This window comes from Cryobacterium aureum, from assembly GCF_002954245.1.
GTDB classification, from domain to species: domain Bacteria; phylum Actinomycetota; class Actinomycetes; order Actinomycetales; family Microbacteriaceae; genus Cryobacterium; species Cryobacterium aureum.
In genome coordinates this window covers 122,868-148,917 of sequence record NZ_PPTG01000046.1, presented here as the reverse complement: position 1 = coordinate 148,917, position 26,050 = coordinate 122,868, and the positions used below count along the sequence as shown (strand labels likewise).

Here is a 26,050-nt window from a genome sequence, read left to right as displayed (position 1 = left end):
CTACTCGATCGTTTCCTCACGCAGGCCGAGCAGTTCGGCGAGGTCGGCGACGCTCGCGATGACGACGTCAGCCCCTGCGTCCTCGAGGGTGTCGGTGTCGTGCGTGCCGGTCAGCACTCCCACGACCAGGCCGGCGCCCGCACTCAGGCCGGAGAGCATGTCGCTCGCCGTGTCACCGACGACGACCATGGCGGCAACGCTCGACGCGCCGGTGCGGAGCAGCGCGGTGAGCGGCAGGTCGGGGTACGGGCGACCACGGCCAGCTTCGGCCGGGCACAGGCTCACGTCGATCAACTCACTCCAGCCCAGTGCATCGATGAGCGTGTCCTGCGTTGCTCGGGAGAATCCGGTGACCAGGGCCACCTTCACGCCGGCGTCCCGGAGTTCCTGGAACAGGTCGGCCGCGCCAGCGATGGCCGTCACCCCCACCTGTTCGACGAGTTCGCCGTAGGCGGTTTCGAAGGCCACGGTCGCCGCGACGGCCTGCTCTTCGGAATCGGTCAGCTCGCGAAAGACGTCGAGTTTGGACTGCCCCATGGTCTCGCGCACGAACGCGACGGCCTCCTCGAGGTCCTCGGCGGTGTCGACCAGTCCGCTGCGCTCGGCGGCGAGCACGAACGCCCGCTCGACCAGTCCGTCGTCACTCACGGTGGTGCCCGCCATGTCGAAAACGACGAGCTCAACGTCAACGTCTTCGGTGTCGAAATCATCAAGGTCAAGGTCAAGGTCAAGATCAAGGGGTGCGGTGCTCATACGGTGCCTTTCAGGGTGAGGGAGCGGGAGTCATAAACGCAGGAAACGACGTGTTCGGCAAGACCAAGCCCGGTGGTCATGCCGATTCCCGTGGTGGCTGCTACGAGATACACACCGGGTTCGGGCTGGTCGATGAGAAAGTCGGCCCGGCCGGAGGCGTAGACGCCCTGCCACCGTTCGAGCACCCGCGGGCGCGGTACGCCGAACAGCTCACCGGTGAGCTGCAGCAGCTGTTCGAACGCATTCTCATTTTGGAATGGAGAAACGGATGCCCCGCGATAGTGGGTGTCCCCCACGATCAGCGAGCCGTCGGGTAGTTGGGTGTACATCTGGTTGAGGTCGAGTTCGGCCAGCAGCGGATACTCCCGCCGCAGCCGTTCGCCCAGAGTGACTGCCGCCGGAAGGCTGGAAAATGCGCCGTAGCGCAGCAGCGACCAGCCGGTGAGGATCGGGGCGGGCAGCGGCGTGCGCAGGCCGGCATCGACGCGCAGCATGTCCAGGCCGCACCGCACAATGCCGTCGCGCTCGGCGATTTCCGGGTAGAGCTGGTCGATGTCATGGTTGACCGCGACGATGACCGTTCCGGCGTCGATCGACCCACGGGTGGTCGCAACCCGCCCCGTCCGCACGGCCGTGACGGCGGTGCGGTAGCGAAACTCGACGCCCTGGCCGGCCAGGTACGCGGCCAGTCCCGCACCGGCCTGGCGCGGATTGACCTGCAGGTCCCAAGGAAGGTACGCGCCGCCCAGCGCGGTGCCTTCGGCGAGCGGCAGACGTTCCGATACCTCGGTGGCGTCGAGCAGCACGACGTCCGGTTCACCGATACCAAAGACCGACTCGGCTCCGCGCTGCGCCGCCAGCTCCTGCAGCACCGCCAATTCGTCGTCGTGCCGGGCGAGCACGACCGTGCCCGATTCGCGTAGCCAGACACCGGCATCCACTTGCAGACGCAGCCAGAGCGGGCGGGACCGCAGGGCGAATTCTCGAGCCGGCCCGCTTTGCGGGGTGAAACACAGGTGCCCAAAATTGCGAACGGATGCCCCACCGATGGCCGCCGCGCGGTCCACAACCACGACGGACAGCCCGCGGTCACTGGCGGCGAGGGCGTGCCCGAGTCCCACGATGCCGCTGCCGATGACGACCACGTCGAAGTGGGTCACCGGAACACCCGTCGCATCCACATCGCCAGGCCTTCGACCGCGACCACCGTCACGAGAATCATCAGCACGATCGTGGTGACCAGGTCGTACCGCGAGCCCTGACCGGCGTTCAGCAGGTAGTAGCCGACCCCGCCACCACCGACCAGGCCGAGGATGGTGGCCGCCCGTATATTGGTATCGAGCATGTAGAAGCTGTGTCCGATCAGGGCTTTCATGCCCTGCGGCGCCGTGGCGCCGGCATAGACCTGCAGCCGGGTCGCGCCAACCGCGGCGAGCGCCTGCTCCGGACCGGACCTGACCTCTTCGAGCGAGTCGGCGAGCAGCTTGCCGAGCAGGCCGATGCCTCCGATGGCCAGCGCGATGGTGCCGGCCTGCGTGCCGAGGCCGGTCACGACGATCAGAACGATGGCCAGGATGATCTCGGGTATGCCGCGGATCGTGACGAGCACCAGCCGAAAGCCGGCGCGCACGCGCTTCGACGGCGCCACGTTGCGGGCGGCGAGCGAGCCGATCACGATCGAGGCGACGATCGTGAGGATCGTCGCAGCCAGGGCGATCGCAATGGTTTCGCCCATCGCCGCGAGCATGACCGAGGCGTCATAGCTGCCGAAGCTCGGCGGCCAGAATTTGGCGGCGGTTTCGGGCAGGTAAGACCAGACAGTGAGAAAGTCGCCCCATTTAATCTCGCAGATCCAGACACTGCCGATGACGATCAGCACGAAGAGCAAACCCCAGACCGCGTTGCGCAGGCGGGCGTAGGTCCAGGGACGGTGCGAGGCATCCGCTTTCAGGCCGGTAACCCCGAGGCGGCGCAGCAGCCGGTCTCCGATCCCTTGGCGGGTGGGCGCGAGGCCGAGCATGACGGTGCGAACGGCGCTCGACACGATCTCCATGACCACACAGAGCGCGAAAATGACCAGCGCTATGCCGAGCCCAAGCGAGTAGTTGAGCGATTTGAAGGCGTACGACATCTCGAGGCCGAGGCCGGCGACCCCGACGTAACCGAGAATGACCGAGCCGCGCAGGTTAATGTCATTGCGGTGCAGCACGGTCGCCACCCACGACGGCAGCACCTGCGGCAGCACGCCGGAAAAGAACTCCTGTACCGGGGTTCCGCCGGCGGCACGAATGGCCAGCCGTGGCCCTTCGTCAATCTGCTCGATCGCGTCGGCGAACATTTTGCTGATCATACCGATCGAGTGGATGCCGATCGCCAGAATTCCGGGAAGGGTGCCGAGCGAGAACATGAGCACGAACACCATCGCGAGCACGACGTCGGGCACCGCCCGGATCAGCACGCCGAGAAATCGGGCGAAGGCCATCCACCCGCGACTGGGCGCGGTATTCGTGGCGGCGAGCCAGGCCAGCGGCACCGAGAAGAAGGCGGCGAACAGGGTGCCGAGCAGCACGAGGCCCACGGTGAGCGCGGTCAGGTAGAGCAGCTCGCCCGGCGCGGGAAAGCTGATGACTCCCACCCGATCAAAGAACCGAGTGGCGTTCGACCAGCTCGCCGCTATTTGCGGCAGCGAGATATCCACGCTGATCAGCGACAGAACGGATGCCGTCACCAGCGCCACGAGGGTGAGCCCGGCCGCGATTTTCTCGGGGCGCGCGCGGGGTTGCGGGGCCGGGGTGACGGCATGCGCTTGGTCGGCCCTGGGGCGTTCGAGCGTGAGCGTCACCGGCGGTTGTCCCGCGCCGAGCTGAAGGTCGCGAGGTCGAGCTCGCCCTGCTCGTCTGGCTCACCCGGTTCAACGGTGCCCAGCTCGGTCTCGATCGCGTCGAGCTCACCGGTCGAGGTCGTGACCCGGCCGTAGATCTCCATTACGTTCTGCTTCGACAGACCCTGCGTAGCGGTATCAAGTACCACTTCGCCGTGCCGCAGGCCGACGATGCGATCGCCCCAGGACAGGGCGAGGTCAACCTGATGCAGGCTGCAGACCACGGTCAGACCACTGTCAATGGCGATCTCCCGGATGAGTGCCATCACCTGGGCGCTGGACTCCGGGTCAAGCGAGGCGACCGGTTCGTCGGCGAGCAGAATGCGCGGGTTCTGCATGAGCGCTCTCGCGATGCCGACCCGCTGCTGCTGGCCGCCCGACAGGGTGTCGGCGCGCTGGTAGGCCTGTGCGAGCAGTCCCACCCGATCAAGGTGGCCGCGCGCGGCCTGCTTGAGGTCGCGGCGGTATCCCCAGAGGCCAAGTCTCGGCCCGCGCACCCGGAACAGGGCGCCGGTCAGCACATTTTCGAGCACGGTGAGCGACCCGACCAGCTCGAACTGCTGAAACACGAAGCCGACCTGACCGCGCAGCGCGCGCAGCGGCCGACCCCTGAGGCTCGATACCGCGGTGCCGAGCACGGTTACCGTGCCGGAATCGGGCCGGTCGAGGCCATCGAGGTGTCGAAGCAGGGTGGATTTGCCCGACCCCGACAACCCGAGCAGCACGACAATTTCGCCGCGGGCGACGGTGAGTGACACGTGCTTCAGGGCCGTGGTCTCGCCGAAGTTTTTGGTAATACCGCGCACGTCGATCACCGGTTCCGCCGCGGGGACGGAACCGGCCATGACGCTGGACTTACTGGTTAGCCCTGGCACTGCGAGGCCGACGTCTTCACGCAGATGTCGCGAATGGTGTCGTAGTACTGGTCATCCACCGGCTCGGTGGCGTAGAACGTGTCGCGAAAGGCCTGGGTGTCGGCGCTGGTCACGCCCGAGGCGATGATGTCGTCGATGGTGACCTCGCCGAGCACCTCGGCGAGCTGGGTCTTCAGCTCGGCCGGCAGGGTGTCGGAGACGACGATCGGCGCACCGGGAACCATGGTCTCGGCGATGACCTTCACCTTGTCGCTCTTAGCGACCTCGCTGTCTTCGGCGAAGCCGACCTCGCACTCCTTGCCCTCGCCCACCTTCTGCACACTCACGTCGTGCTTGCCAGCGAACACCGCCGTCACGTCGGAGACGGGGTCAACGCCGGCTTCGAGCAGGTTGTAGGACGGAAACAGGTATCCGCTCGTCGATGACGGGTCGACGAAGCAGACCTTCTTGCCGGCGAACTCGTCGAGCGACGTGATCGTGCTGTCGGACGGAACGATCGCCTGCGAGTAATACCCGGGCACCTCGCCCTCGGTCGTCACGATCGAGGAGATCGGGGTGATGGCCGCGCCGTTGTTGGTCGCGGTGATGTAGGTGAAACCGGAGAACGAGGCCACGTCGATCTTGCCGGCGATTGCGGCTTCGATCAGCGCGGCGTAGTCGGTCGACTCGTGGTACTCCACGGTTTTGCCGGTCTCCTGCTCGATGTAGTCCATCAGCGGCTGGTAGTTGGTCTGGGTGTCGACCGAGTCGGGAACCACACCGAACACGAGAGTGTTCTCATCGGCGGCATAGCTGACGCCGTCGGTGCCCGCCGCGTCGGCGGTGTCCGCCGAGCAGGAGGCAAGGCTCAGGGTGAGCAGAACAGCGGCGCCGGCGGCAAACGCCGACTTGGCTGCGAGAGAAGTGGTGCGTGAAAAAGCGCTGTGGATTGCCACGTGAAACCTTCCTGCGTCGAGGGCATTACGTTTACCCACGTTAAGCAGGTCGCCCGAACAGCGAAGGTGCACCGGGTAACGGGCAGGTAAACGGGCAGCGGCAATTCAACGAGCGTGACTGAGGCACATGCACAGTTTCGCCCCAGCGCTGGGCGGTACCGTGGGCAGGCCACACCCGATCAAAGGAGATCCCTGTGTTCACGAGCCCGTACGCTCCCGTTGAGATTCCCAACGTCAGCATTTTCGATTACCTGTTCGGTGACCTGAGCGAGGGCGAGCTCGATCGCACCGCCGTCATCGACGGGGTCAGCGGCGAGGAACTCAGCTATCGCACTCTGGTCGATCAGATCACCCGGGTGGCCGGTGCCCTCGCCGCCGACGGCGTCGGTCCCGGCACGGTCGTGGGTCTGCTCTGCCCGAACACGCCTCAATTCACGGCCGTCTTCCACGGCATCCTGCGCGCGGGCGCCACCGTCACCACCATCAACTCGCTCTACACCCGCGACGACATCCAGCGTCAGCTCCACGATTCCGGTGCAAGCTGGCTGGTGACCGTCACCCCGTTACTGGTGGGCGCCAAGGCTGCAGCGCACGCGGCGGGCATCTCCAACGAGCACATCGTGGTGATCGAAGGTGAGCCGGGGCATCCGTCGCTGGCTGATTTTCTGGCAGCGAATGCCGCAGCGCCGGCCGTAGCCATCGACCCGGCCACGCACGTGGCCGTTCTGCCCTACTCCTCTGGCACGACCGCGGCACCGAAGGGCGTCATGCTCAGCCACCGCAACCTGGTGGCGAATGTGCAGCAGGCCCGCAACCTGATCGGGGTCGCACCCGAGGACAAGGTGCTCGCGCTACTGCCGTTTTATCACATTTATGGAATGACGGTTCTGCTAAATCTCGCCTTTAAACAGCGGGCCTCCCTCGTCACGATGGCCAAGTTCGACTTTGTCGAGTTTCTACGCATGATCCAGGATCACCGCTGCAGTTACGTCTTTATCGCGCCGCCGATTGCGGTGGCCGTGGCGAAGCATCCGCTGGTAGAAAATTACGACCTGTCGAGCGTGCACACCATTCTCTCCGGGGCTGCCCCGCTCGACGGCGCGCTCGCCGCGGCCGTGGCCACCCGGCTGGACTGCCGCATTCTGCAGGGCTACGGCATGACCGAGGTCAGCCCGGTGAGTCACCTGATTCCTATCGATGCTCCGCACCTGTCACGCGCCTCGGTGGGGGTGACCGTGCCGAACATGGACTGCAAGCTCGTCTCGACCGAAACCGGCGAAGAGATCGAGATTCCGGCAGAAGGGGTTAGCGAGCCCGGTGAGCTGCTTGTTCGCGGCCCGAACGTGATGCTCGGCTACCTGAACAATGAGAAAGCCACCCGGGAGACCATCGATGCCGACGGGTTTCTGCACACCGGCGACATCGCCACCGTGAGTGCGCAGGGCGAGGTGACCATCGTCGACCGCAGCAAGGAGCTGATCAAATACAAGGGCTACCAGATCGCTCCGGCCGAGCTGGAGGCGCTGCTGCTCACCCACCCGCACATCAAGGATGCGGCCGTGATCGGTGCAGCGGATGCCGACGGCCAGGAGATACCGAAAGCTTTCGTCGTCGTCGCGGCTGAGTCGACGGTCACCGCCGAGGAGATCATGGCCTACGTCACCGAGCGGGTCGCCCCGCACAAGAAGGTGCGCGCGGTCGAGTTCATCGAGGTGATTCCGAAGTCGGCCTCCGGCAAGATTCTGCGCAAGGACCTGCGCGCCAAGGAGAAGGCCGCCGCGGTGTAGCCGTGCGGGCGAGTCAGTACCCGCTCCCGGACATACCGCCCATCGGTCATGCGCGCGGCGCGACTCCTCACTTCCGCCTGACTTGCCCCCTCACTGAGAGCGATAGTGAGGGCGCAGTGAAGACGAGTCAGGGATCGAAGTCCCTTCTCATGTTTCGGAGGCGATGCCTGCGAGATTCACGACGGTCTGGATCGCGGCGTGGTCCGACGGCCAGCCGCCGTCACAGCGCTTCACGTTAATGGCGGCCTTCAGCACGGTGACGCCGGGCGTGACGAGGATCCAGTCGATCCGCTTGTGGTTGCCTTGCGGCGGGCGGTAGTTCAGGAACGTTCCCCACCCGTCGGTGAGGCGTTCTTCTGCTGTATCCCAGGAATCCAGGAGCAGGCCCTGGCCGGTGAGGCGGTCATACGGGGCGGTACTCGCATCCGTGTTGAAATCGCCGGTCACGATCGTGGGCAGCTGCGACGCTGACACGATTCGTCGAAGCACGTCGGCGGATCGCAGCCGCGAGGTGCGGGAGCGGTGGTCGAAGTGCGTGTTCACGGCCTGAAAATCGATACCGGTGGCGATGTCGTGAAAGAGCGCGTCGACGACGACGCGCGGGGTGCGGTTACCCCAGGAGGTGGATCCCGGCTGCGATGGTGTCTCGAAGAGTGCCGTCTGCTTCCACTCAAGCACGCGCAGCCGATGTGAATCGTAAAAGATCGGGCAGCCTTCCCCTCCCTTGTTGGTTTCCCGGCCATAGCCGATCGAGCGGTAACGCTCGCCGAGCGCGTGGCGCACAAAGTTCGCCTGGTCGAACAGTGCTTCTTGCACGCCGATCAGTGCGGGCCGTTCCGCCGCGAGCAGACGTTTCAGTAGCGGCCGGCGGTGCACCCACCGATCGGGGCTGCGCGGGTTGAGGTGCGGCAGGCGTCGACGGATGTTGAAACTCATGACATGCAGATCCGGCGCGGCGACGGGCCCGATCAGTGCGCTGTCTGTCATGGAGACAGCCTATGGCGACGGTGCGCGAAGTCGTGCTCGGTCACCGCGCCACCTACCGGTGAGCGCGCCATCTACACCTGGCGCGGTCACCCACAACGGGCGCGCTGACGGTGGCCAAGCCCACCTCGGTTGCGAACCGCAACCGCCCATTCCGGCAGGAGGCGCACGAGATGACTCAGACCTCCACTCTGACGAGAGCCACGCGGGCAGGGGCGAGGCGACCGGTAGACTTGCCGGGTCAAGCATCCGCTATCTCGGGGAGAATTCCACACGTGACCGCTGTTTCCAACACCTCTTCCCGCGGCGTCGCCGACACCGTTTCCAACGCCATTGCGACGCCAGAGAAGGACCAGCCCTACGGCGCGCTCGGGCTCAAGGCCGACGAATACGCGAAGATCCGTGAAATTCTGGGCCGCCGCCCCACGAGCGGCGAACTCGCCATGTATTCGGTGATGTGGAGCGAGCACTGCTCCTATAAAAGCTCGAAAATGTACCTGCGCCAGTTCGGAGACAAGGTCACCCCCGCCATGAAGAAGAACCTCATGGTCGGCATGGGCGAAAACGCCGGTGTGCTCGACGTCGGCGAGGGCTGGGCGGTCACGTTCAAGATCGAATCGCACAACCACCCCTCCTACATCGAGCCGTTCCAGGGCGCCGCGACCGGCGTCGGCGGAATCGTGCGCGACATCATCTCGATGGGCGCCCGCCCGGTCGCCGTGATGGATGCCCTACGCTTCGGTGACATCAACGATCCAGATACCGCCCGCGTCGTACACGGCGTGGTCTCCGGCATCAGCTTCTACGGCAACTGCCTCGGCCTGCCGAACATCGGCGGTGAGACCGTGTTCGACAAGGTCTACCAGGGCAACCCGCTGGTCAACGCGCTCTCGGTTGGCGTGCTGCGCCACGAAGACCTGCACCTTGCCAACGCCCGCGGCGTCGGCAACCAGGTCGTGTTGTTTGGAGCCCGCACCGGCGGCGACGGCATCGGCGGGGCATCCATTCTCGCCTCCGACACCTTCAGTGCTGGCGGACCGACCAAGCGCCCAGCCGTGCAGGTCGGCGACCCGTTCGCCGAGAAGGTACTCATCGAGTGCTGCCTCGAACTGTTCGCCGGCAAGCTCGTCGAGGGTATCCAGGACCTCGGCGCGGCCGGAATCAGCTGCGCGACCAGCGAGCTCGCCTCGAACGGTGACGGCGGCATGTTCATCGAACTCGAGAAGGTGCTGCTGCGCGACCCAACGCTCACCGCCGAAGAGATTCTGATGAGCGAGAGCCAGGAACGCATGATGGCCATCGTCACGCCAGAGAAGCTCGAGGGCTTCCTCGCCGTCACGAAAAAGTGGGATGTCGAGACCAGCGTGCTCGGCGAGGTCACCGACACCGGCCGCCTCATCATCAATTGGCACGGTGAAGAGATCGTCAACGTGCTGCCGCGCACCGTGGCCGTGGACGGCCCGGTCTACGAGCGCCCGCTCGCCTACCCGACCTGGATCGACGCCCTGCAGGCCGATACCGCCTCCGTGCTGCCGCGCGCGCTCGACGGGGAGACCCTGCGCGAGCAGTTCCTCGACCTGCTCGGCTCGCCGAACCAGGCCGACCCGAGCTGGATCACCGACCAGTACGACCACTACGTGCAGGGCAACACGGCGCTGTCCTTTCCCGATGACGGCGGCATGATCCGCGTCGACGAAGAGAGCGGCCTCGGTTTCGCGATCGCGACCGACGCGAACGGCCGTTACTGCCAGCTCGACCCGTACCGCGGCGCGCAGCTGGCCCTGGCCGAGGCGTACCGCAACGTCGCCGCGACCGGCGCGGTACCCGCCGGCGTCAGCGACTGCCTCAACTTCGGCTCGCCCGAGAACCCCGAGGTCATGTGGCAGTTCCGCGAGGCCGTTACCGCCCTCGCCGACGGATGCCTGGAGCTCGAGATTCCCGTCACCGGTGGCAACGTCTCGTTCTACAACCAGACCGGCGACCAGCCGATCCACCCGACCCCGGTCGTGGCCGTGCTCGGCGTGATCGACGACGTCGCCCGCCGCATCCCGAGCGGCTGGCAGGACGACGGGCACAACATCTACCTGCTGGGGGATACCCGCCTCGAACTCGACGGCTCGGCCTGGGCCGGCGTCGTGCACGACCACCTCGGTGGTCGTCCGCCGGTCGTGGATCTTGGCCGCGAGAAGGCCCTTGCCGGTCTGCTGCACGCCGCGTCGAAGGAAGCCCTCATCGACAGTGCCCACGACCTCAGCGAGGGTGGGCTCGCCCAGGCCCTCGCCGAAGCCGTGATGCGCTTCGGTGTGGGCGCGCGGGTCTGGCTGGGTGACATTCTGGATCGGGACGGGGTGGACGCATCCACTGCCCTGTTCTCGGAATCGGCCGGTCGCGTCATCGTTTCGGTGCCGCGCGAAGACGACGTAAAGTTTCTCGGTCTGTGCGCCGGCCGCTACATTCCGGTGCTGCGCATCGGCGTAACGGATGCCACCCTGCACGCCCTAGAGGTGCAGGACGTCTTTACGGCGCCGCTCGCCGAGGTGCGCAACCGCCACCAATCACCCCTCCCCGCAGCCTTCGCCTAACTCCCTCCCTCCCTCCCTCCCTCCATCCCTCCCTCCCTCCCTCCCTCCCTCCCTCCATCCCTCCCTCCCTCCCCGACTGCTCGCGAAAGCGGGAAAATTGTTGCTTCACGGTAGCTGAAGCAACGTATTTTCCGCTTTCGCGTGATGGACGGCCTGTGGAACCAGCCGAACCTGTGGATAACCTGCACGGGATCTCGGGTGCAGGGCATGCTCTGGAGCATGAAGCGTGCCAGTCAACTCCCGCCGGAACTGCAGCACAGGGGATTTAGCACCCGCGAGGGCCTCGATTTCGGATTGAGCGCCACACGCATGCGCGGCGCTGACCTCGGGCATCCGTTCCCTGGCACGCGAGTGCAGCGCGGCGCCCCCGACAACGTTGAATCGCGCATCGAAACCTACAGCAAGCGGATGCCGACGACCCACTACTTCAGTCACGTGACGGCCGCCATCATCCACGGTCTCCCGATGCCCTGGGGCCGGCAGCATTCCTGGGACGTGCACGTCTGCTCGGACGTGGCCGCTACTCGTCCCGACGTTCGCGGCGTCATCGCGCACCACGCTGAGCCCGGCAGCCTGCGCATCCAGGAGGTGCGCGGCCTGCACGTCACGTGCCCGGTTGACACGTGGTGCCAGCTCTCCAGCATGCTCGGCCTCGACGACTTGATCCGCCTGGGCGATGCGCTCGTGCGCCGTCAACATCCGTTAGCCGAGATGCGCGACCTGCTGGCAGCCGTTCGTCGCTATTCCGGACACCGTGGCGTTAAACGCCTGCACGAGGCGCTGATCTGGATTCGACCGGGCGTCGATTCACCCCGCGAGACCGACCTGCGGCTGCTCATCGTGCGGGCCGGCCTGCCCGAACCCGAGGTCAATGCCATCATCATGAGCCGCACCGGGGTGAAACTCGCCACCGGCGACCTGGTCTTTCGCCGGTACCGCGTTCTGCTCGAGTACGATGGCGGGCAGCATCGTACCGACGAAAACCAGTACCACTGGGACGTTGACCGCCTCGACGCGCTCATGGAGAACACCTGGCGGGTCATCCGCATCAACAAATCCCACCTCCGAAATCCATCCGAGGTGATCCGCAGAGTAACAGCTGCGCTAATAACCGGCGGTTGGCACCCGTGAGCCGAGAGCGGGAAATTTGCTGCATCGCGCACCCCGAAGCAGCATTTTTCCTGCTCTCGCGAGACGGGTAGGGGCTATTCGCGACCGGCAGAGACCCACTGGGGGTTGAATGATCGGCCGGCGACGATGCGGTCCGCGAGCGCGTCCAAGCGCGCTACGTGTGCGGCATCGAGACGGATGTTCGTGGCCGCGAGATTCTCGTCCACTCGCTCGGTGAAACGCGACCCGGGGATCGGGGACAGAGCAAGCCCGAGGGTGCGACCCTTGTCATAGAGCCAGGCAAGCGCGACCTGCGCTGGTGAAACTGCCGCCTCGCGAGCCACCGCGATCACCTCGTCGAGAATGGGCTGGTTGGCGGCGAGGGCATCCGGGGTGAACCGGGGAAACTTATGCCGCCCGTCTGCGTCCGTGAGCGCGCTGCGGTCGAATAGCCCGGTGAGCCACTGGCGGCCCAGAGGCGAATACGGGACGAACCCGACGCCCAGCTCGATCGCGGTAGGGACAACGTGCCGCTCGACGTCTCGGCTGATAATGCTCCACTCGGACTGCACTGCGGCGATCGGGTGAACGGCGGAAGCGCGGCGCAGCTCCTCACCAGTCGGTTCGGAGAGACCGATGTGGCGGATCTTGCCCGCCTGAACCAGTTCGGCGAGCGCCCCGACGGTCTCTTCGATGGGCACGTCGGGGTCGACTCGGTGCTGGTAGTAGAGGTCCAGGTGGTCGGTGGCGAGGCGCGCGAGGCTCAGATCGATCTGCTCGAACACGTAGGCACGGTCACCACGGATGCCGCGTGCACCGATTCCCCCGCCCGAAAGGATGCCGAACTTGCTCGCCAGCTGCACTTCATCGCGTCGGGTGGCGAGCAGTCGGGCAATGGTGCGTTCGCTTAACCCGTTGCCGTAGACGTTGGCCGTGTCGATGAAGGTGAGGCCCGAGTCAACGGCGTGCGTCAGCGTGCGCAGGGCATCGTCGGGGTCGATCGGACCATAGACCGGCGTGAGCGACATGCCTCCGTAGCCCTGCGGGCTGACGGTGAGTCCGTCTCCCAGTGTGACTGCGGGCAGGACAGCGGGCAATGTAGTCATCTGATCAGACTACCTGCGACGCGTGCCGTCTTTCGAGAGCGGGAAATATGCTGCTTCGCGCACGCTGAAGCAGCATATTTCCCGCTTTCGCGTGAAGGCCTAGAGGAAGGGATCTCCGACCAGGGTCTCGGCTCGCTCCCAGAGACGCGCGGCCACCGCTCGGTCTCGGGAGGTTCGGGTGGCGGGCTGGCGCGTGGGAGCACCGCGGGTAAGCAGGCGCGGGCCGAAGTAGTCGCCGCCGTGGGCATCCGGGTCGATTGCGGCCCGTACGGTCGACCAGGCTCCGTGATGCTTGCCCTGGGCGCCGACCACCGTTTGCAGCCCGTCGATCACGCGCTTTGCCGGGGTGATTTCGTTAACACCGGAGATGGTGGGGGTCAACCCCGAAATCGAATATCCCGGATGCGCGACCAGCGACTGCACCATTCCGGCACCATTCATTCGCAGCCGCCGATCGAGCTCGAACCCAAACACCTGCATGGCGATCTTGGACTGGGCGTACGCCTTCCACCCGTTGTACGTGGTCGCCAGCTGCAGATCATCGAGCGAGGAATCCATCAGCCGAGAAATCAGCGACCCGAGCGACACCACCCGGCTGCCGGGCGTCCGCCGCAAGGCCATGAGCGACCCGGCAGTCAAAGCAAAATGCCCGAGAAAGTTCGTCGCGAAGACCAGCTCGTTACCGTCGAGGCTCACAGCTCGGTCGGTCGGCGGGTGCACGATGCCGGCGTTCAGAATCAGGCCGTCCAGGCGCGGTAGCGCGCGCAGAGTTTCGCTGACATCGCGCACCGAGCTCAGGTCAGATACGTCGAGCTGCAACACCGAAACGGATGCCGCGGGCACACGCGCGCGAATCGCCGCCGCTGCGGCATCCGCTTTCACCAGGTTGCGGCAGGCGAGCACGACGTGGGCGCCCGCGCCGGCGAGCTGTTCGCTGGTGAAGTAGCCGAGGCCGGCGTTGGCGCCGGTGATAACGAACGTCTTGCCGGTCTGGTCGGGCAGAGCCCGCGGGTTCCAGCTCACCTACGCTACAACGCTGCGCTCGGCGCGTGCGCGGCCGGCGGACGTGGAAGCGGATGCGCCGCAGCAACCTGCACAGCCGGCGCGGCAACGGGAGTGGACAGCGGTGCCGCCCCTGCAACACGCCCCGGCGGCACAGCATCCCCACCGGCGATCTTCACGTGGTGGTGGATGACCTCAGCGATGATGAAATTCAGAAACTTCTCGGCGAAGGCCGGGTCGAGGTGGGCCTCTTCGGCGAGCCCGCGCAGCCGGTCGATCTGCATGAGTTCACGCGCCGGGTCAGCAGCCGGCAGCCCGTGGGCAGCTTTAAGCCGCCCGACCTGCTGGGTGAACTTGAACCGCTCGGCCAGCAGGTGAATGAGCGCGGCGTCGATATTATCGATGCTCTCGCGAATACTGTGCAGCTCCTCGATGGCAGCGGCGTCGGCGCCTTCGGGTAATTCCTCGTATACGACCATACTTTTACGATAATGCATGGCCTAAGCGGATGCCGCCGCCTCCCGGACTGCGGGTCGCAGCGCCCCGAACCGCAACCGTTTCTGCGTCAGAAGTATGCCCAGCAGCACCAGCAGCGCCCCCGTCGGCTCGTGCCAGGAGAACGTTTCGGCCAGCACCAGCACCCCCAGAATCACTCCGACCACGGGCGTCACGTAGGTCACCGTGGACGCGTTGGTCGGGCCCCAGGCGCGCAACACGTTGATGTTCCAGATGTACGCCAGACCGGTGCCGAGCGCACCGAGCGCGAGCAGGCCCAGCACGATCGGCAGCGTCAGCTGCACCGGGCTCCAGGCCAGCACCGGGGTCAACAGCAGCATGATCCCGCCGGCAATCCCGATATTGAGAAACGCGAACGTCGATGCCGCGATCGGCCGCCCACTCAGAAAACGGCGGGTGTAGCCGAAAGTGAAGCCGTAGCAGACGGCCGCGCCAAGGCAGGCAAGCTGGCCCCACAGATCACCGGTCAGCGAGGAATACTGCCACGGACCAATGATCACAACTACGCCGACAATGCCGAGTACGACACCCGCGACCTGCGCGCGCACGAGCCTCTCCACCCGAAACGCGAGCGTCGCCATGAGCGCGGTCATGATCGGGGTGACCGCGTTGTAGATGCTTGCCAGGCTCGAAGAGACGTACTGTTCGGCCCAGGCGAACAGCAGGTGGGGAATCACGCACCCGCTGACCGCGATCACCAGAAAGTGCAGCCAGACCGCGCCCTCCCGCGGCAGCACCGGCCCGTTGTTGATGCGCGGCCGGTTCACCAGCACGATCAGGCCAAGGGTCAGCCCGCCGAGCACGAGCCGCGACCAGGCGATCTGCCCGAAGCTCACACCATCGAGGGCGATCTTCATGAACAGAAAACTGGAGCCCCAGATCAATCCCATGCCCAGAAATTGCAGCACAATGAGAGTCTTATTGGCGGCAGGAGTTGAGGACACTCTCCGAGCCTATAGCCGGCCGTGCCGCGCGCACGCCCGGCCGAGCACAACGTCTGAAAAGCGCCGAAAAAAGTGGCAGCGGATGCCCGCCCACGCGGATGCGCGCACCTACTGCGACGTGTCAGCCCCGGCGTTGCGTTCGACGTCCGGCGCCTCTGGGGCGTTTCTGGCGCTCAGACCAAAGCCGCCCCGCGGCCCACCGCCGCTGATGGTGCCGCTCGAACCGGCCGGGCGCAGGCTCCGATACGTGACGAACCGGGCCTCGAACGCGTCGAGGCGGGCCTCGAGCCCGGCGCGCACGGCCGGCCACTCGTCAGCGAGGATCGAGTACACGGCGCTGTCCCGCCAGGTGCCGTCCGCGCGAGGGCGATCATGGCGCAGGATGCCCTCGAAGGTGGCGCCGATGCCGAGGATGGCGGCGCGGGAACGCTCGTTGATGGCATCCGCTTGAATTTTGACCCGGCCGAACCCATTGTCGAAGGCGGTACCGAGCACGAGCAGTTTGGTTTCGGCGTTGACGGCGGTACCCCAGACGCGCGGGTCATAGGCGGTCCAGCCGAGGTGGATGGATTCGTTGACCTCGTCGATGTCGCCGAGGGTGGTGGTGCCGACGACGTCGCCGTCGTTGGGGCCGCCGAGCAGGCGCACCACGTAGGGCAGGTCTTCCCACTGAAAATAATCGTGTGCCCACTTGATGAAGCCATCGACGCCCTGGTGCAGCGCGGCCGGGCCGCCGCCGTAGCCCACGGCGAAGACTTCGGGGTGCGCGATGGCGCGCGCCAGGTCGGGCAGCACCGCACTTCCGAGCGGTTGCAACTGCACAAAACGACCGGTCAGGGTCAGGGAATGGGGTCTCACGGCGTTCACTGCCCCAGTGTGGCACGTCAAAGTGAGGTTTTGTACCCGGTTAGTGGCAACCAGCCCAGAAAGTTAGTCGATCAGGTCGTGCCGTACCACGATGGCTTCACGGTCGGGGCCGACGCCGATCGCGGAAATACGCGATCCGCTCATACCCTCGAGGGCGAGCACGTAGTTCTGTGCGGCCTGCGGCAGTTCCTCGAAGGTGCGCATGCCGGTGATGTCCTCGGTCCAGCCGGGAAAGTTCTCGTAGATCGGAACGGCGTGGTGAAAGTCGCTCTGCGAGACCGGGACCTCTTCGACGCGCACACCGTCGACCGAGTACGCCACGCAGACCGGAATCTCGGCCAGGCCGGTGAGCACGTCCAGCTTGGTCAGCACGAAGTCGGTGACGCCGTTGATGCGCGCGGTGTAGCGGGCGATCGGAGCGTCGTACCAGCCGCAGCGACGCGGGCGCCCGGTGGTGGTGCCGAACTCGAAGCCGTTGGCGCGCAGGTATTCGCCCGACTCGTCGAAGAGCTCGGTAGGGAACGGGCCGCTGCCGACCCGGGTCGTGTACGCCTTGACCACGGCGATGACGCGGTCGATGCGGTTCGGGGCTATGCCGGAACCGGTCACCGCACCGCCGGAGGTGGCGTTCGACGACGTGACGAAGGGGTAGGTACCATGGTCGACGTCGAGCATGGTGGCCTGGCCGCCCTCGAACAATACGGTCTTGCCCGCCGTCAACGCCTGATGCAGCAGCAGCGCCGTGTCGGTGACCATGGGGCGCATACGTTCGGCGTAGCTGAGCAGCTCGGTGACGATCTCCTCGACCTCAATGGCACGACGGTTGTAGACCTTGACCAGCATGTGGTTCTTCTGGTCGAGGGCTCCCTCGACCTTCTGGCGCAGAATGTTCTCGTCAAACAGGTCCTGCACGCGGACACCGACCCGGTTGATCTTGTCGGCGTAGGCCGGGCCGATGCCGCGGCCGGTGGTGCCGATTTGGCGCTTGCCGAGAAAACGCTCGGTGACCTTGTCGAGGGTGCGGTGGTACGCGGTAATGACGTGCGCGTTGAGGCTGACCTTGAGCCGGGAAACGTCGACACCGCGCTCAGCGAGAGCGTCGAGCTCTTCGAACAATACCTCGACGTCGACGACGACGCCGTTGGCGATGACCGGGGTGACTCCCGGGCTCAGGATGCCCGACGGCAGCAGGTGCAGCGCATACTTCTCGTCGCCCACGACCACGGTGTGGCCGGCGTTGTTGCCGCCATTGAACTTGACGACATAGTCGACCCGGCTGCCGAGCAGGTCGGTGGCCTTACCCTTGCCCTCGTCGCCCCACTGGGCTCCGATGAGTACGATCGCGGGCATTTAGTCTTCTCCTCGAATAACAAAAGCTTCAGTGGGCGGCGCCGGATCGAACCCCGGGCTACCGGTGTGCAGGGTGGCGATGATGTCGATGGCGTCCGGATCGGCATCCGTCAGAAAAGCCGTGAGGCGGGCGACTTCGTCGCCCTCGCCGATCTCTTCGGCGCCGCGGCGCAGCGCGAACAGGGCGCGCAGCACACCGCGGTTGGGTTCGTGGTGCCACGGAATGGGGCCGTGGCCGCGCCAGCCGGCCTTGCGCAGGGCGTCGAGTCCGCGGTGGTAGCCGACCCGGGCGTAGGCGTATGACTCGAGGATGCGACCCTCATGATGGGTGGCGTCGGCCAGTTCGGCCCAGGCCAGCGGGGAGGTCGGGTGCACCTGCACCACGGCCGCGATCTCGCTCCTCGCGGTTCGGCGCAGGGCCTCGAGCACCTCCGGTTCTGCGGGAAGAAGGGTCTCGGGCTCTGAAATCAAATTGTCGCCGGTCACACTGAATGCTACCAAGACCGCAGGGCTGGTAGCCCCGGCGACCGGCCCGATGACCATAAACGCCAGGGTCTACATCGCTACGCCGGGCTCTGCTGCCGAGCCGCGACCCGCCAGCCACCGTTGACGAACAGGTAAGTCGTCGACATGTTCAGCTCGGCCACGACCTCACCGCGGCGAGCGATGGCCTTGTACACCACGACACCGGCATGCTCGCCGAGCCGGATGATCGCGGGTTCGTGAATGCCGTAGCTCTCCCACGGAGCCGCCTCGTCGAAGTAGGCGGTGACCTGGTCGCGCGTGATGACTGCGCCCGGCACGATCATCAAGCCGTCGTCGGTCATTTCGCGCTGGTAGTAGGCGCCGCCGTTCCCGCCCAGGATGGCCTCCCATCCGGCATTTTCTTCGTGGAGGAGGCGGGCCGGAAGATCGTCAGTGATCGCAGTCATACCGCCACGCTAGCCCCAAACCGTCACTGAAGACAGGAAAGATCAGAACCGGTGCTGAACCACCCAGGAATGCATCGTGACGGCCGCGGCGGCCGAGGCGTTGATCGACCGGGTCGACCCGAACTGGCTAATTTCCACGATGGAATCGGCAGCCGCGATGGCTTCTTCCGACAGGCCGGGACCTTCCTGACCGAACAACAACACGCAGCGCTCCGGAAAAGTGAAGGTCTCGATGATGACGCTGCCGGGCACGTTGTCGATGGCGATAATCGGCAGTTCCCCGGTGGCACACCAGTCGACGAACGCGGCGACATCCGGGTGGTGCAGCACGTGCTGGTAGCGGTCGGTGACCATGGCGCCGCGCTTGTTCCAGCGCTTGCGGCCGATAATGTGCACGGTGTCGGCGCCGAACGCGTTGGCGCTGCGCACGATCGAGCCGATATTCATGTCGTGCTGCCAGTTTTCGATGGCCACGTGAAACGGATGCCGATGCTCGTCCAGGTCGGCCACGATCGCGGCCATATTCCAGTAGCGGTAGCGGTCGATCACGTTGCGAGTGTCGCCGTGCTCGAGCAACTCGGCGTCGTAGCGATCTTCGCTCGGCCATTCCCCCGGCCAGGGTCCGACGCCGTAGGTGGAGCGTTCTGGCGTGGGGTTGTCGGGCGTCGTCGCAAGATCTGGCCGGTTGACTTCTGGTTCATTCACTGCTTAACCGTATCCCCCAGATCAGAGAGCAGCATGACCGTGGTCTGAAGCTGGCGATGTTCCAGATTGTTCTTGACGCCGCCTCATAGGAGGAGTCGTATGGAGGTACTGGTTGAGGAACAACGTTCACAGGGATCGCTGCTGTCATCATCTCGGCCGGAAGCTAGCTATCCGCTTTCGAACCTTCGAAAGCGGATCGGTCGACAGATTGGAAAATCGTGTCAGAGCAGAATTTCACCACGAACAGCGCCGGCATTCCGGTAGCCAGCGACGAGCACTCATTGACCGTCGGACCGGACGGACCGATACTTCTGCAGGACCATTACCTCATCGAAAAGATGGCGCAGTTCAATCGTGAACGTGTGCCGGAACGACAGCCGCATGCCAAGGGCGGTGGCGCGTTTGGCCGGTTGGAAGTGACCCATGACGTGAGTGCATATACCAAAGCGGATCTATTCCAACCCGGACGCAAGACTGACCTCCTGATCAGGTTTTCCACGGTAGCCGGAGAACGAGGAAGCCCCGATACGTGGCGTGATCCGCGTGGTTTTGCCATCAAGTTCTACACGGAGCAGGGCAACTACGACATGGTCGGCAACAACACCCCGGTCTTCTTCATGCGGGATCCGATGAAGTTCATGGACTTCATCCGGTCGCAAAAACGTCGCGCCGATACGAATCTTCGTGACCATGACATGCAGTGGGATTACTGGACTCTGTCCCCGGAGTCGGCGCATCAGGTGACGTGGCTGATGGGTGACCGCGGGATCCCGCGCACCTGGCGAAACATGGATGGTTTCTCCAGCCACACCTACCTGTGGGTGAATGCGTCAGGTGAACGGTTCTGGGTTCGCTATCACTTCAAGACCGATCAGGGCATCGAGTTCTTTACCCAGGTTGAAGCTGACGAGATGGCTGGGAAAGACGGTGACTATCACACCCGCGATCTGCACGCGGCCATCGAGCGCGGTGAATACCCGAGCTGGAGCCTGAAAATACAGATCATGCCCTTCGGTGAAGCAAAGGACTATCGCTTCAATCCCTTCGATCTGACCAAGGTTATTTCCCAGAAGGATTACCCACTCATCGATGTTGGCCGGATGACGCTCGACCGAAACCCGTCTGACTATCACACAGAAATCGAGCAGGCAGCGTTCGAGGTGAACAACATGGTGCCCGGGATTGGGGCGAGTCCAGACCGCATGCTGCAGGGCCGAATGTTCTCCTATCCGGATGCGCATCGGGCGCGGATCGGCACCAACTACAACGAGCTACCGGTCAACCGGCCGCGGGGTGCTGAAGTTCGCTCCTATGCCAAAGATGGGAGCATGCGCCAGCACAACCCTGGGGATCCGGTCTACGTGCCCAACTCCAAGGGTGGGCCGACCGCGGACACGGCACGCTTTGGCGAATCGGCCGTGTGGTTTGCCGACGGCGATCTGGTGCGTTCAGCCGCTTCCCTCCACCCGGAGGATGACGACTGGGGGCAAGCGGGAACGCTCGTGCGGGAGGTGTTGGACGATTCTGCCCGAGCGCGCTTGGTGAGCAACATCGTGGGGCATCTTCTCAATGGCGTGAGCGAGCCAGTGCTTCTGCGTGCTTTCGCATATTGGCACAACGTTGACAACGATCTTGGCGACCGGGTTGAGAGCGGTGTGCGCGCAGGATAACCCGGATGAATATCGACTCGATGAAAGTTCAACTTCGGGGTTTCGGCTTACCTAAATATTGAGTATGGTCTCGGTATGACTAAAACGGATGCTCCGACCCACGATCGCGTGCTCTCCCAAGCTCCCACCACGGTCGCCTCCAGCCGCCTGCTCTGGCTGCTCGGACCGGCCCTCGTCGCCGGGGTCGCCTACCTCGACCCCGGCAATGTCGCGAGCAACATGACCGCGGGTGCCCGCTACGGCTATCTGCTCGTCTGGGTGGTCGTGGCCGGCAACGTCATGGCCTGGCTCATCCAATACCTTTCGGCCAAGCTCGGCATCGTTACGGGGGCGAGCCTGCCTGAGATTCTCGGGGTGCGCATGAAGCGGCCCACCGCGCGCAGGCTGTACTGGATCCAGGCCGAGCTGGTGGCCATGGCCACCGACCTGGCAGAGATCATCGGCGGTGCGGTAGCCCTCAACCTGTTGTTCAACCTGCCGCTTATCTGGGGCGGCGTGATCACTGGAACCATCTCGATGATCGTGCTCATGGTGCACTCCCGGCGCGGACCGCGCATTTTTGAACGCGTCATAATCACGCTCATGCTCATTATCACCGTCGGGTTCACGGCCGGTGTCTTCGTCTCGCCGCCCGACGCCGGCGGCGTTCTCGACGGGCTGGTACCCCGGTTCGACGGTTCCAATTCCGTGTTGCTCGCCGCGTCCATTCTCGGCGCCACGATCATGCCGCACGCCATCTACGCGCATTCTTCCCTCACCCGCGACCGCTTTCCGGAGTGGCAGGGCGTCGTCGCCACCCGGCGCCTGCTCTGGGCCACGAAGTGGGACGTCACGATCGCGATGGTCATCGCCGGAACCGTGAACCTAGCGATTCTGCTGCTGGCGGCATCCGCTCTGCAGGGTGTGGACGGAACGGACACCCTCGAGGGCGCCTATGCGGCTCTGAAAGACACGCTCGGGCCGATCGTGGCGACCCTGTTCGCGGTGGGGCTGCTGGCCTCTGGCCTGGCCTCGACCTCGGTCGGCGCTTACGCCGGTGCCGAGATCATGCACGGCCTGCTGCACGTGCGCATTCCGCTGCTGCTGAGAAGACTGGTCACCCTGATTCCGGCACTGTTCATTCTCGGCGTGGGGTTCGACCCCACGCAGGCGCTCGTGCTGAGCCAGGTGGTGTTGTCGTTCGGCATTCCTTTCGCGCTGATTCCGCTGGTCTGGCTCACCGCCCAGCGCGGTCTGCTGGGAACCTTCACCAACCGCTGGTTCACGACCGCCGCCGGGGTAGTCTGCGCGTTGGCGCTGGTAGCGCTGAACGTGGTGCTGCTCGTGCTGGTATTCAGCGGCATTTAAGGGCGGAGGCGCGCGAGCGGATACGCTGAAACAGATATGACGCACACGACCGGCGCGGCCGAGGACTACCTCAAGACCATTTATGCCCACACCGAGTGGCAGTCCGATTTGATCACGCCGTCCGCGCTGGCTGCGCGACTGGGTGTGGCGCCGTCATCCGTCACCGAAATGGTCAAGAAACTCGCAACGAGCGGGCTCATCACCCATATTCCCTACGGCCCGCTCGCGCTGACGGACGCTGGTCGCCTGCGCGCGACCGCCGTCGTGCGGCGACATCGCCTGATCGAGACCTGGCTGGTCGGGGAGATGGGCTACGACTGGGACCAGGTGCACGACGAGGCCGAGATTCTCGAGCACTCCATCTCCGATCGCCTACTCGACGCCATCAATGCGCGCCTCGGGTTTCCGGCGCACGATCCGCACGGCGATCCCATTCCCTCCGCCGACGGCACCGTGCTGCGGCCGCCGGCGTTGCTGCTGGCCGACGCCACGGTCGGTCATGCGGGCACCGTGCTGCGCATCAGCGACCGCGACCCGGCCGTGCTGCGCGAGCTCGCCGTCGACCTCATCGGGCCCGGAACCGAGTTCACCTTGGCAGCGCCCCTCACCATCGTTCTAGCGGATGGCCAGAGTCGGCTGGTGACGCCGGCTGCGGCCGCGTCGATCTGGGTGACCGCCTGAGGCGACTTGTACGGCATCCGCTTATTTGAGCAATACCCGTAACCGTAGGGAAACGTTGCGCGGCTAGGCTGAACACGACGAAAAGGAGCGCCCGATGGCACGACGCGACGAGATCGAATGCTGGCTCACCGACATGGACGGTGTGCTCGTACACGAGAACCAGGCTCTACCGGGCGCGGCCGAGCTGCTACAGCAGTGGACCGACTCTGGCACGCCGTTTCTGGTGCTCACCAACAACTCCATCTTCACCCCGCGTGATCTGAGCGCCCGGCTGCGCTCGAGCGGGCTGAACGTGCCGGAGGATCGCATCTGGACCTCCGCTCTCGCCACGGCGGACTTTCTGAAATCGCAGGTATCGAACGGCACCGCCTTCGTCATCGGCGAGGTCGGCATTACGACCGCGCTGCACGAGGCCGGGTTTATCATGACCGAGTCCAACCCCGACTATGTTGTGGTTGGTGAGACCCGCAACTACTCGTTCGAGGCGATCACCAAGGCGATCCGGTTGATTCTGGGCGGGGCGCGGTTCATCGCGACCAATCCGGATGCGACCGGACCGAGCAAGGACGGTCCGATGCCGGCAACCGGCGCGATTTCGGCGCTCATCACCAAAGCTACCGGCATGGAACCCTACGTCGTCGGCAAGCCCAACCCCATGATGTTTCGCTCGGCGATGAACAAGATCGGCGCACACTCGGAGAACACCGGCATGATCGGCGACCGCATGGACACCGACATCGTCGCCGGTATCGAGGCCGGACTACACACCATTCTCGTAATGACCGGCATCAGCGACGAGGCCGAGATCAATCGCTACCCGTTTAGGCCCGACGAGATCGTGGCCGGCGTGCACGAGCTGCTCTCGACCGATCTCATCGAGAGCGACGAGATCTAAGCGCCTCCTCCACAGGCGCTCGCTCGCCCGCTCCTACGCGCCGTTCCCGGTCGGCGCTGACCTGCCCGCGCAGCTCGGCTGCGTGGTCGGCTGCGTGGTCGGCTGCTGCACGCGTAGCCGGCCTATCCCCGTACCCGCCTGAGATCGCAACGGAAGGCCGCCAGCCGACGCCCCGCGGCAGCGCCACTCCGCTGCTCAAGCCCGTCGAGACCGCCATAGTCCTGCGCTGGCTGCCTGCGCTGGCTCCCTGCGCCGCCCAGCCATCCCGTCGGTCGAGTGCCTCCGGCCGATCGGACTTACTTGTTCCAGTTGGGTTTTTCGGTGGGGGTGGCTGCGCGGTTTTGTGCGGCGGGGCGCCAGGTTTGGGTGGGGTCGAAGATGAGGGGTCCGCGGATCCAGGGGCGGCCGTCTCGCATGTCGATGTCCCAGCCGGAGGTGTCGATGCTGGCATGGCCGGCGTTGCAGAGCAGGACGGCGTTGTCGATATCGGTGGGGCCGCCCTGGCGCCACGGGACGACGTGGTGCACTTGGGTGAGGTGGGGTGGCATGGTGCAGCCGGGGATGACGCAGCCGCCATCTCGGGCGGCGAGTGCTCGGCGTTGTTGGGCGGTGAAGAATCGGTTGCTGGTGCCGAGGTGCAGGATCTTTCCGTTGTGGCCGAACAGCACCGGTTGATACCCGCCGGCGCAGATGAGTTCGTCGACTTGGTTGGTGGTGAGGGGGCCGTCGAGGCCATCGATCCAGCCGGCGCCGCGGCCGGCGAGGAGGTCGTTGATGTTGATGTGCACGAGCACGGTGGGGGCGGCTCCGCCCATGGTCGGGGTGCCGGGCTGCCGGGCGGCGGCTTCGAACACAGCGCGGAGGATGCCAGCTTGCTTTTCGCTGCGGGAGCGGGTGTCGTCGGGTTGCTGCGAGCACGGACTGAGTCTGTCGGAGCTGAGCGGGTCGGGCAGGTCGTTACTCTCGACCTCGATTTCGATTTCGATTTCGATTTCGATTTCGACCTCGACCTCGGCTTCGGCTTGGGTGTCAGGGCTGTTGCCAGTGCTCTTCTTTTCGCTGGTGCTGGGGTCGGCGGGGTCGGTGTCACGAAACGCGACCGTGGCGCGCGGTGTTACTTGGGTGCCAGGAGTAGCTGCGGTGGCGTTGGCTCCGGGGACCGGGTTGGACGCGGCGGCGGACAGGTACGCGTCAAAGACGTTGCCGATGATGGCGCGGTCGAGGGTGGTGAACCAGCCGTTGAGGCTGTAGCCGCCGTTGCTGAGGGTGCCGAAGGTGAGCCAGCTGCGCCGCTCCGGCGGCGCCTCGCCGGGCGCCGTGCCGTCGGGAGCGAGGCGCGCCTTCCACTGGATGCCCTGCTGCCGCAGCAACTCCGGCGCAAACGCGATACCCGCACCGGGGAGCCCGTCGGTTTCGGGGGTGATTGCGCCGGAGCCGCTGGCGACGAGGGAGCGTTCGACCCGGTCGAGGTCTTCCACCAGAACTGAAGAGCGCAGGCCGTCGAGCACCGTGACGATCACCCGGGCCTGCTCGAGACCGAGTTCCCCACCTTGCAGGGCTTCGCCGAGAACGGGGTAGGTGGGAGTGAGGGGGCGACCGAGCAGCATCCGCTGGCCGGCTTTCTCACCGAGCGCTGACCGCTGCCGCACCTCCGAGCGAGACAGCCGGGCCAGGGTGCAGACCAGCTCGACGCCGCTGCGGCAGCCCAGCCGACGGGCCAGCGTCGGCGCACCCAGAGTCGTCGCCGTGCCAGGAGCAGCCTCGCCCGACCCCGCCGGCGCGGCGCTCTCCGCCATCGCAGACTCCGCAGCAGCACTCGTAGCAGCGGCCTGGGCAGCGGCAGCATCGAAATATTCGGACCGGCGCAGCACATCGGTCGTGGAGAGCACCCGGGCCCCGTCGACCACTCGGCCCACACTCTCCAGCGCGAGCAACATGGTCAGCGACTCTTCGTCACCGAGCAGCCCGAACGACACCCCACGCAACGCCGCCAACAGAATCTCCCGAGCCTGCTCCACCGCCACAATGACGGGGTGTGAACTGAACTCACTCGGGTTTTCCATGAACATGGGTGCCATTGCCTCCTTCATGCCAATTCTACCGCGAATCGAACATAAAGTCGAGAGAA

The 26,050-nt window shown here is 65.3% G+C and carries 22 protein-coding genes and 1 pseudogene; 7 read left to right on the top strand and 16 right to left on the bottom strand.

Annotated elements, in window-relative coordinates; genetic code table 11:
* The 5 genes from CJ028_RS16615 to CJ028_RS16595 are packed head-to-tail and all read right to left on the bottom strand — an operon-like array spanning position 1 to position 5,444.
* Positions 1 to 753 carry a phosphonatase-like hydrolase gene (locus CJ028_RS16615; protein ID WP_105036331.1) on the bottom strand — a complete coding sequence of 251 codons (753 nt, stop codon included), beginning with the start codon at positions 751 to 753 and terminating at the stop codon, positions 1 to 3.
* The gene (locus CJ028_RS16610; protein ID WP_240607370.1) at positions 750 to 1,913 is read right to left on the bottom strand and encodes a TIGR03364 family FAD-dependent oxidoreductase; all 1,164 of its coding nucleotides are present in this window, start codon (positions 1,911 to 1,913) and stop codon (positions 750 to 752) included. The genes CJ028_RS16615 and CJ028_RS16610 overlap by 4 nt, the downstream gene beginning before the upstream one ends.
* Positions 1,910 to 3,595: a PhnE/PtxC family ABC transporter permease gene (locus CJ028_RS16605; RefSeq protein ID WP_105036330.1), complete on the bottom strand. Its 1,686-nt coding sequence runs from the start codon at positions 3,593 to 3,595 to the stop codon at positions 1,910 to 1,912. The genes CJ028_RS16610 and CJ028_RS16605 overlap by 4 nt, the downstream gene beginning before the upstream one ends.
* Entirely contained in the window at positions 3,592 to 4,479 is an 888-nt protein-coding gene (phnC, locus tag CJ028_RS16600; RefSeq protein WP_105036329.1) for a phosphonate ABC transporter ATP-binding protein, read from the bottom strand. The genes CJ028_RS16605 and phnC overlap by 4 nt, the downstream gene beginning before the upstream one ends.
* Before the next feature lie 17 nt (positions 4,480 to 4,496).
* Positions 4,497 to 5,444 carry a phosphate/phosphite/phosphonate ABC transporter substrate-binding protein gene (locus CJ028_RS16595; protein ID WP_240607369.1) on the bottom strand — a complete coding sequence of 316 codons (948 nt, stop codon included), beginning with the start codon at positions 5,442 to 5,444 and terminating at the stop codon, positions 4,497 to 4,499.
* 194 nt (positions 5,445 to 5,638) lie between these two features.
* On the opposite strand from CJ028_RS16595, the gene CJ028_RS16590 reads away from it, so the two are divergent.
* Positions 5,639 to 7,231, top strand: a complete 1,593-nt coding sequence (locus CJ028_RS16590) for an AMP-binding protein (RefSeq protein WP_105036328.1) — start codon at positions 5,639 to 5,641, stop codon at positions 7,229 to 7,231.
* A gap of 147 nt (positions 7,232 to 7,378) precedes the next feature.
* On the opposite strand, the gene CJ028_RS16585 is transcribed toward CJ028_RS16590, so the two are convergent.
* The gene (locus CJ028_RS16585) at positions 7,379 to 8,218 is read right to left on the bottom strand and encodes an endonuclease/exonuclease/phosphatase family protein (protein ID WP_105036327.1); all 840 of its coding nucleotides are present in this window, start codon (positions 8,216 to 8,218) and stop codon (positions 7,379 to 7,381) included.
* A gap of 272 nt (positions 8,219 to 8,490) precedes the next feature.
* On the opposite strand from CJ028_RS16585, the gene purL reads away from it, so the two are divergent.
* Entirely contained in the window at positions 8,491 to 10,797 is a 2,307-nt protein-coding gene (gene purL, locus CJ028_RS16580; RefSeq protein ID WP_240607368.1) for a phosphoribosylformylglycinamidine synthase subunit PurL, read from the top strand.
* A 144-nt stretch (positions 10,798 to 10,941) separates the two neighbouring features.
* A complete protein-coding gene (locus CJ028_RS16575; protein WP_105036325.1) occupies positions 10,942 to 11,928 on the top strand; it encodes a DUF559 domain-containing protein in 987 nt (328 codons plus the stop codon).
* 74 nt (positions 11,929 to 12,002) lie between these two features.
* On the opposite strand, the gene CJ028_RS16570 is transcribed toward CJ028_RS16575, so the two are convergent.
* The 9 genes and pseudogenes from CJ028_RS16570 to CJ028_RS16530 all read right to left on the bottom strand — a co-directional run bounded on the left by CJ028_RS16570 (position 12,003) and on the right by CJ028_RS16530 (position 19,329).
* Entirely contained in the window at positions 12,003 to 13,013 is a 1,011-nt protein-coding gene (locus CJ028_RS16570; RefSeq protein ID WP_105036324.1) for an aldo/keto reductase, read from the bottom strand.
* A gap of 99 nt (positions 13,014 to 13,112) precedes the next feature.
* Positions 13,113 to 14,036, bottom strand: coding sequence for an SDR family NAD(P)-dependent oxidoreductase (locus CJ028_RS16565; RefSeq protein WP_105036323.1), 924 nt, complete (start codon positions 14,034 to 14,036; stop codon positions 13,113 to 13,115).
* A 131-nt stretch (positions 14,037 to 14,167) separates the two neighbouring features.
* Positions 14,168 to 14,494 (bottom strand): annotated as a pseudogene (locus CJ028_RS16560) (chorismate mutase); the annotation flags it as partial.
* A gap of 21 nt (positions 14,495 to 14,515) precedes the next feature.
* Positions 14,516 to 15,475, bottom strand: coding sequence for a DMT family transporter (locus CJ028_RS16555; protein ID WP_276309397.1), 960 nt, complete (start codon positions 15,473 to 15,475; stop codon positions 14,516 to 14,518).
* A gap of 108 nt (positions 15,476 to 15,583) precedes the next feature.
* Positions 15,584 to 16,342: a GNAT family N-acetyltransferase gene (locus CJ028_RS16550; protein WP_105036321.1), complete on the bottom strand. Its 759-nt coding sequence runs from the start codon at positions 16,340 to 16,342 to the stop codon at positions 15,584 to 15,586.
* 63 nt (positions 16,343 to 16,405) lie between these two features.
* Positions 16,406 to 17,692: an adenylosuccinate synthase gene (locus CJ028_RS16545; protein WP_105036320.1), complete on the bottom strand. Its 1,287-nt coding sequence runs from the start codon at positions 17,690 to 17,692 to the stop codon at positions 16,406 to 16,408.
* Positions 17,693 to 18,178 carry a DUF3151 domain-containing protein gene (locus tag CJ028_RS16540; RefSeq protein ID WP_240607367.1) on the bottom strand — a complete coding sequence of 162 codons (486 nt, stop codon included), beginning with the start codon at positions 18,176 to 18,178 and terminating at the stop codon, positions 17,693 to 17,695.
* A 77-nt stretch (positions 18,179 to 18,255) separates the two neighbouring features.
* Positions 18,256 to 18,624, bottom strand: coding sequence for a nuclear transport factor 2 family protein (locus CJ028_RS16535; protein ID WP_105036318.1), 369 nt, complete (start codon positions 18,622 to 18,624; stop codon positions 18,256 to 18,258).
* Between the two features lie 42 nt (positions 18,625 to 18,666).
* The gene (locus tag CJ028_RS16530; protein WP_105036317.1) at positions 18,667 to 19,329 is read right to left on the bottom strand and encodes a TrmH family RNA methyltransferase; all 663 of its coding nucleotides are present in this window, start codon (positions 19,327 to 19,329) and stop codon (positions 18,667 to 18,669) included.
* A 218-nt stretch (positions 19,330 to 19,547) separates the two neighbouring features.
* Between CJ028_RS16530 and CJ028_RS16525 the strand changes: the two genes are divergently transcribed.
* The 4 genes from CJ028_RS16525 to CJ028_RS16510 all read left to right on the top strand — a co-directional run bounded on the left by CJ028_RS16525 (position 19,548) and on the right by CJ028_RS16510 (position 23,922).
* Positions 19,548 to 20,999 (top strand): catalase, encoded by a 1,452-nt coding sequence (locus tag CJ028_RS16525; protein ID WP_105036316.1) that lies wholly within the window; start codon positions 19,548 to 19,550, stop codon positions 20,997 to 20,999.
* Between the two features lie 75 nt (positions 21,000 to 21,074).
* Entirely contained in the window at positions 21,075 to 22,346 is a 1,272-nt protein-coding gene (locus CJ028_RS16520; RefSeq protein ID WP_105036315.1) for an Nramp family divalent metal transporter, read from the top strand.
* A 36-nt stretch (positions 22,347 to 22,382) separates the two neighbouring features.
* On the top strand, positions 22,383 to 23,027 hold the full coding sequence (locus CJ028_RS16515) for a metal-dependent transcriptional regulator (protein WP_105036314.1): 645 nt from the start codon (positions 22,383 to 22,385) through the stop codon (positions 23,025 to 23,027).
* Positions 23,028 to 23,121: 94 nt separating this feature from the next.
* On the top strand, positions 23,122 to 23,922 hold the full coding sequence (locus CJ028_RS16510) for an HAD-IIA family hydrolase (RefSeq protein ID WP_105036313.1): 801 nt from the start codon (positions 23,122 to 23,124) through the stop codon (positions 23,920 to 23,922).
* Positions 23,923 to 24,218: 296 nt separating this feature from the next.
* Here the strand turns inward: CJ028_RS16510 and CJ028_RS16505 are convergent, their stop codons facing one another.
* Entirely contained in the window at positions 24,219 to 26,000 is a 1,782-nt protein-coding gene (locus CJ028_RS16505) for an HNH endonuclease signature motif containing protein (protein ID WP_161499013.1), read from the bottom strand.
* Positions 26,001 to 26,050 lie beyond the last annotated feature (50 nt).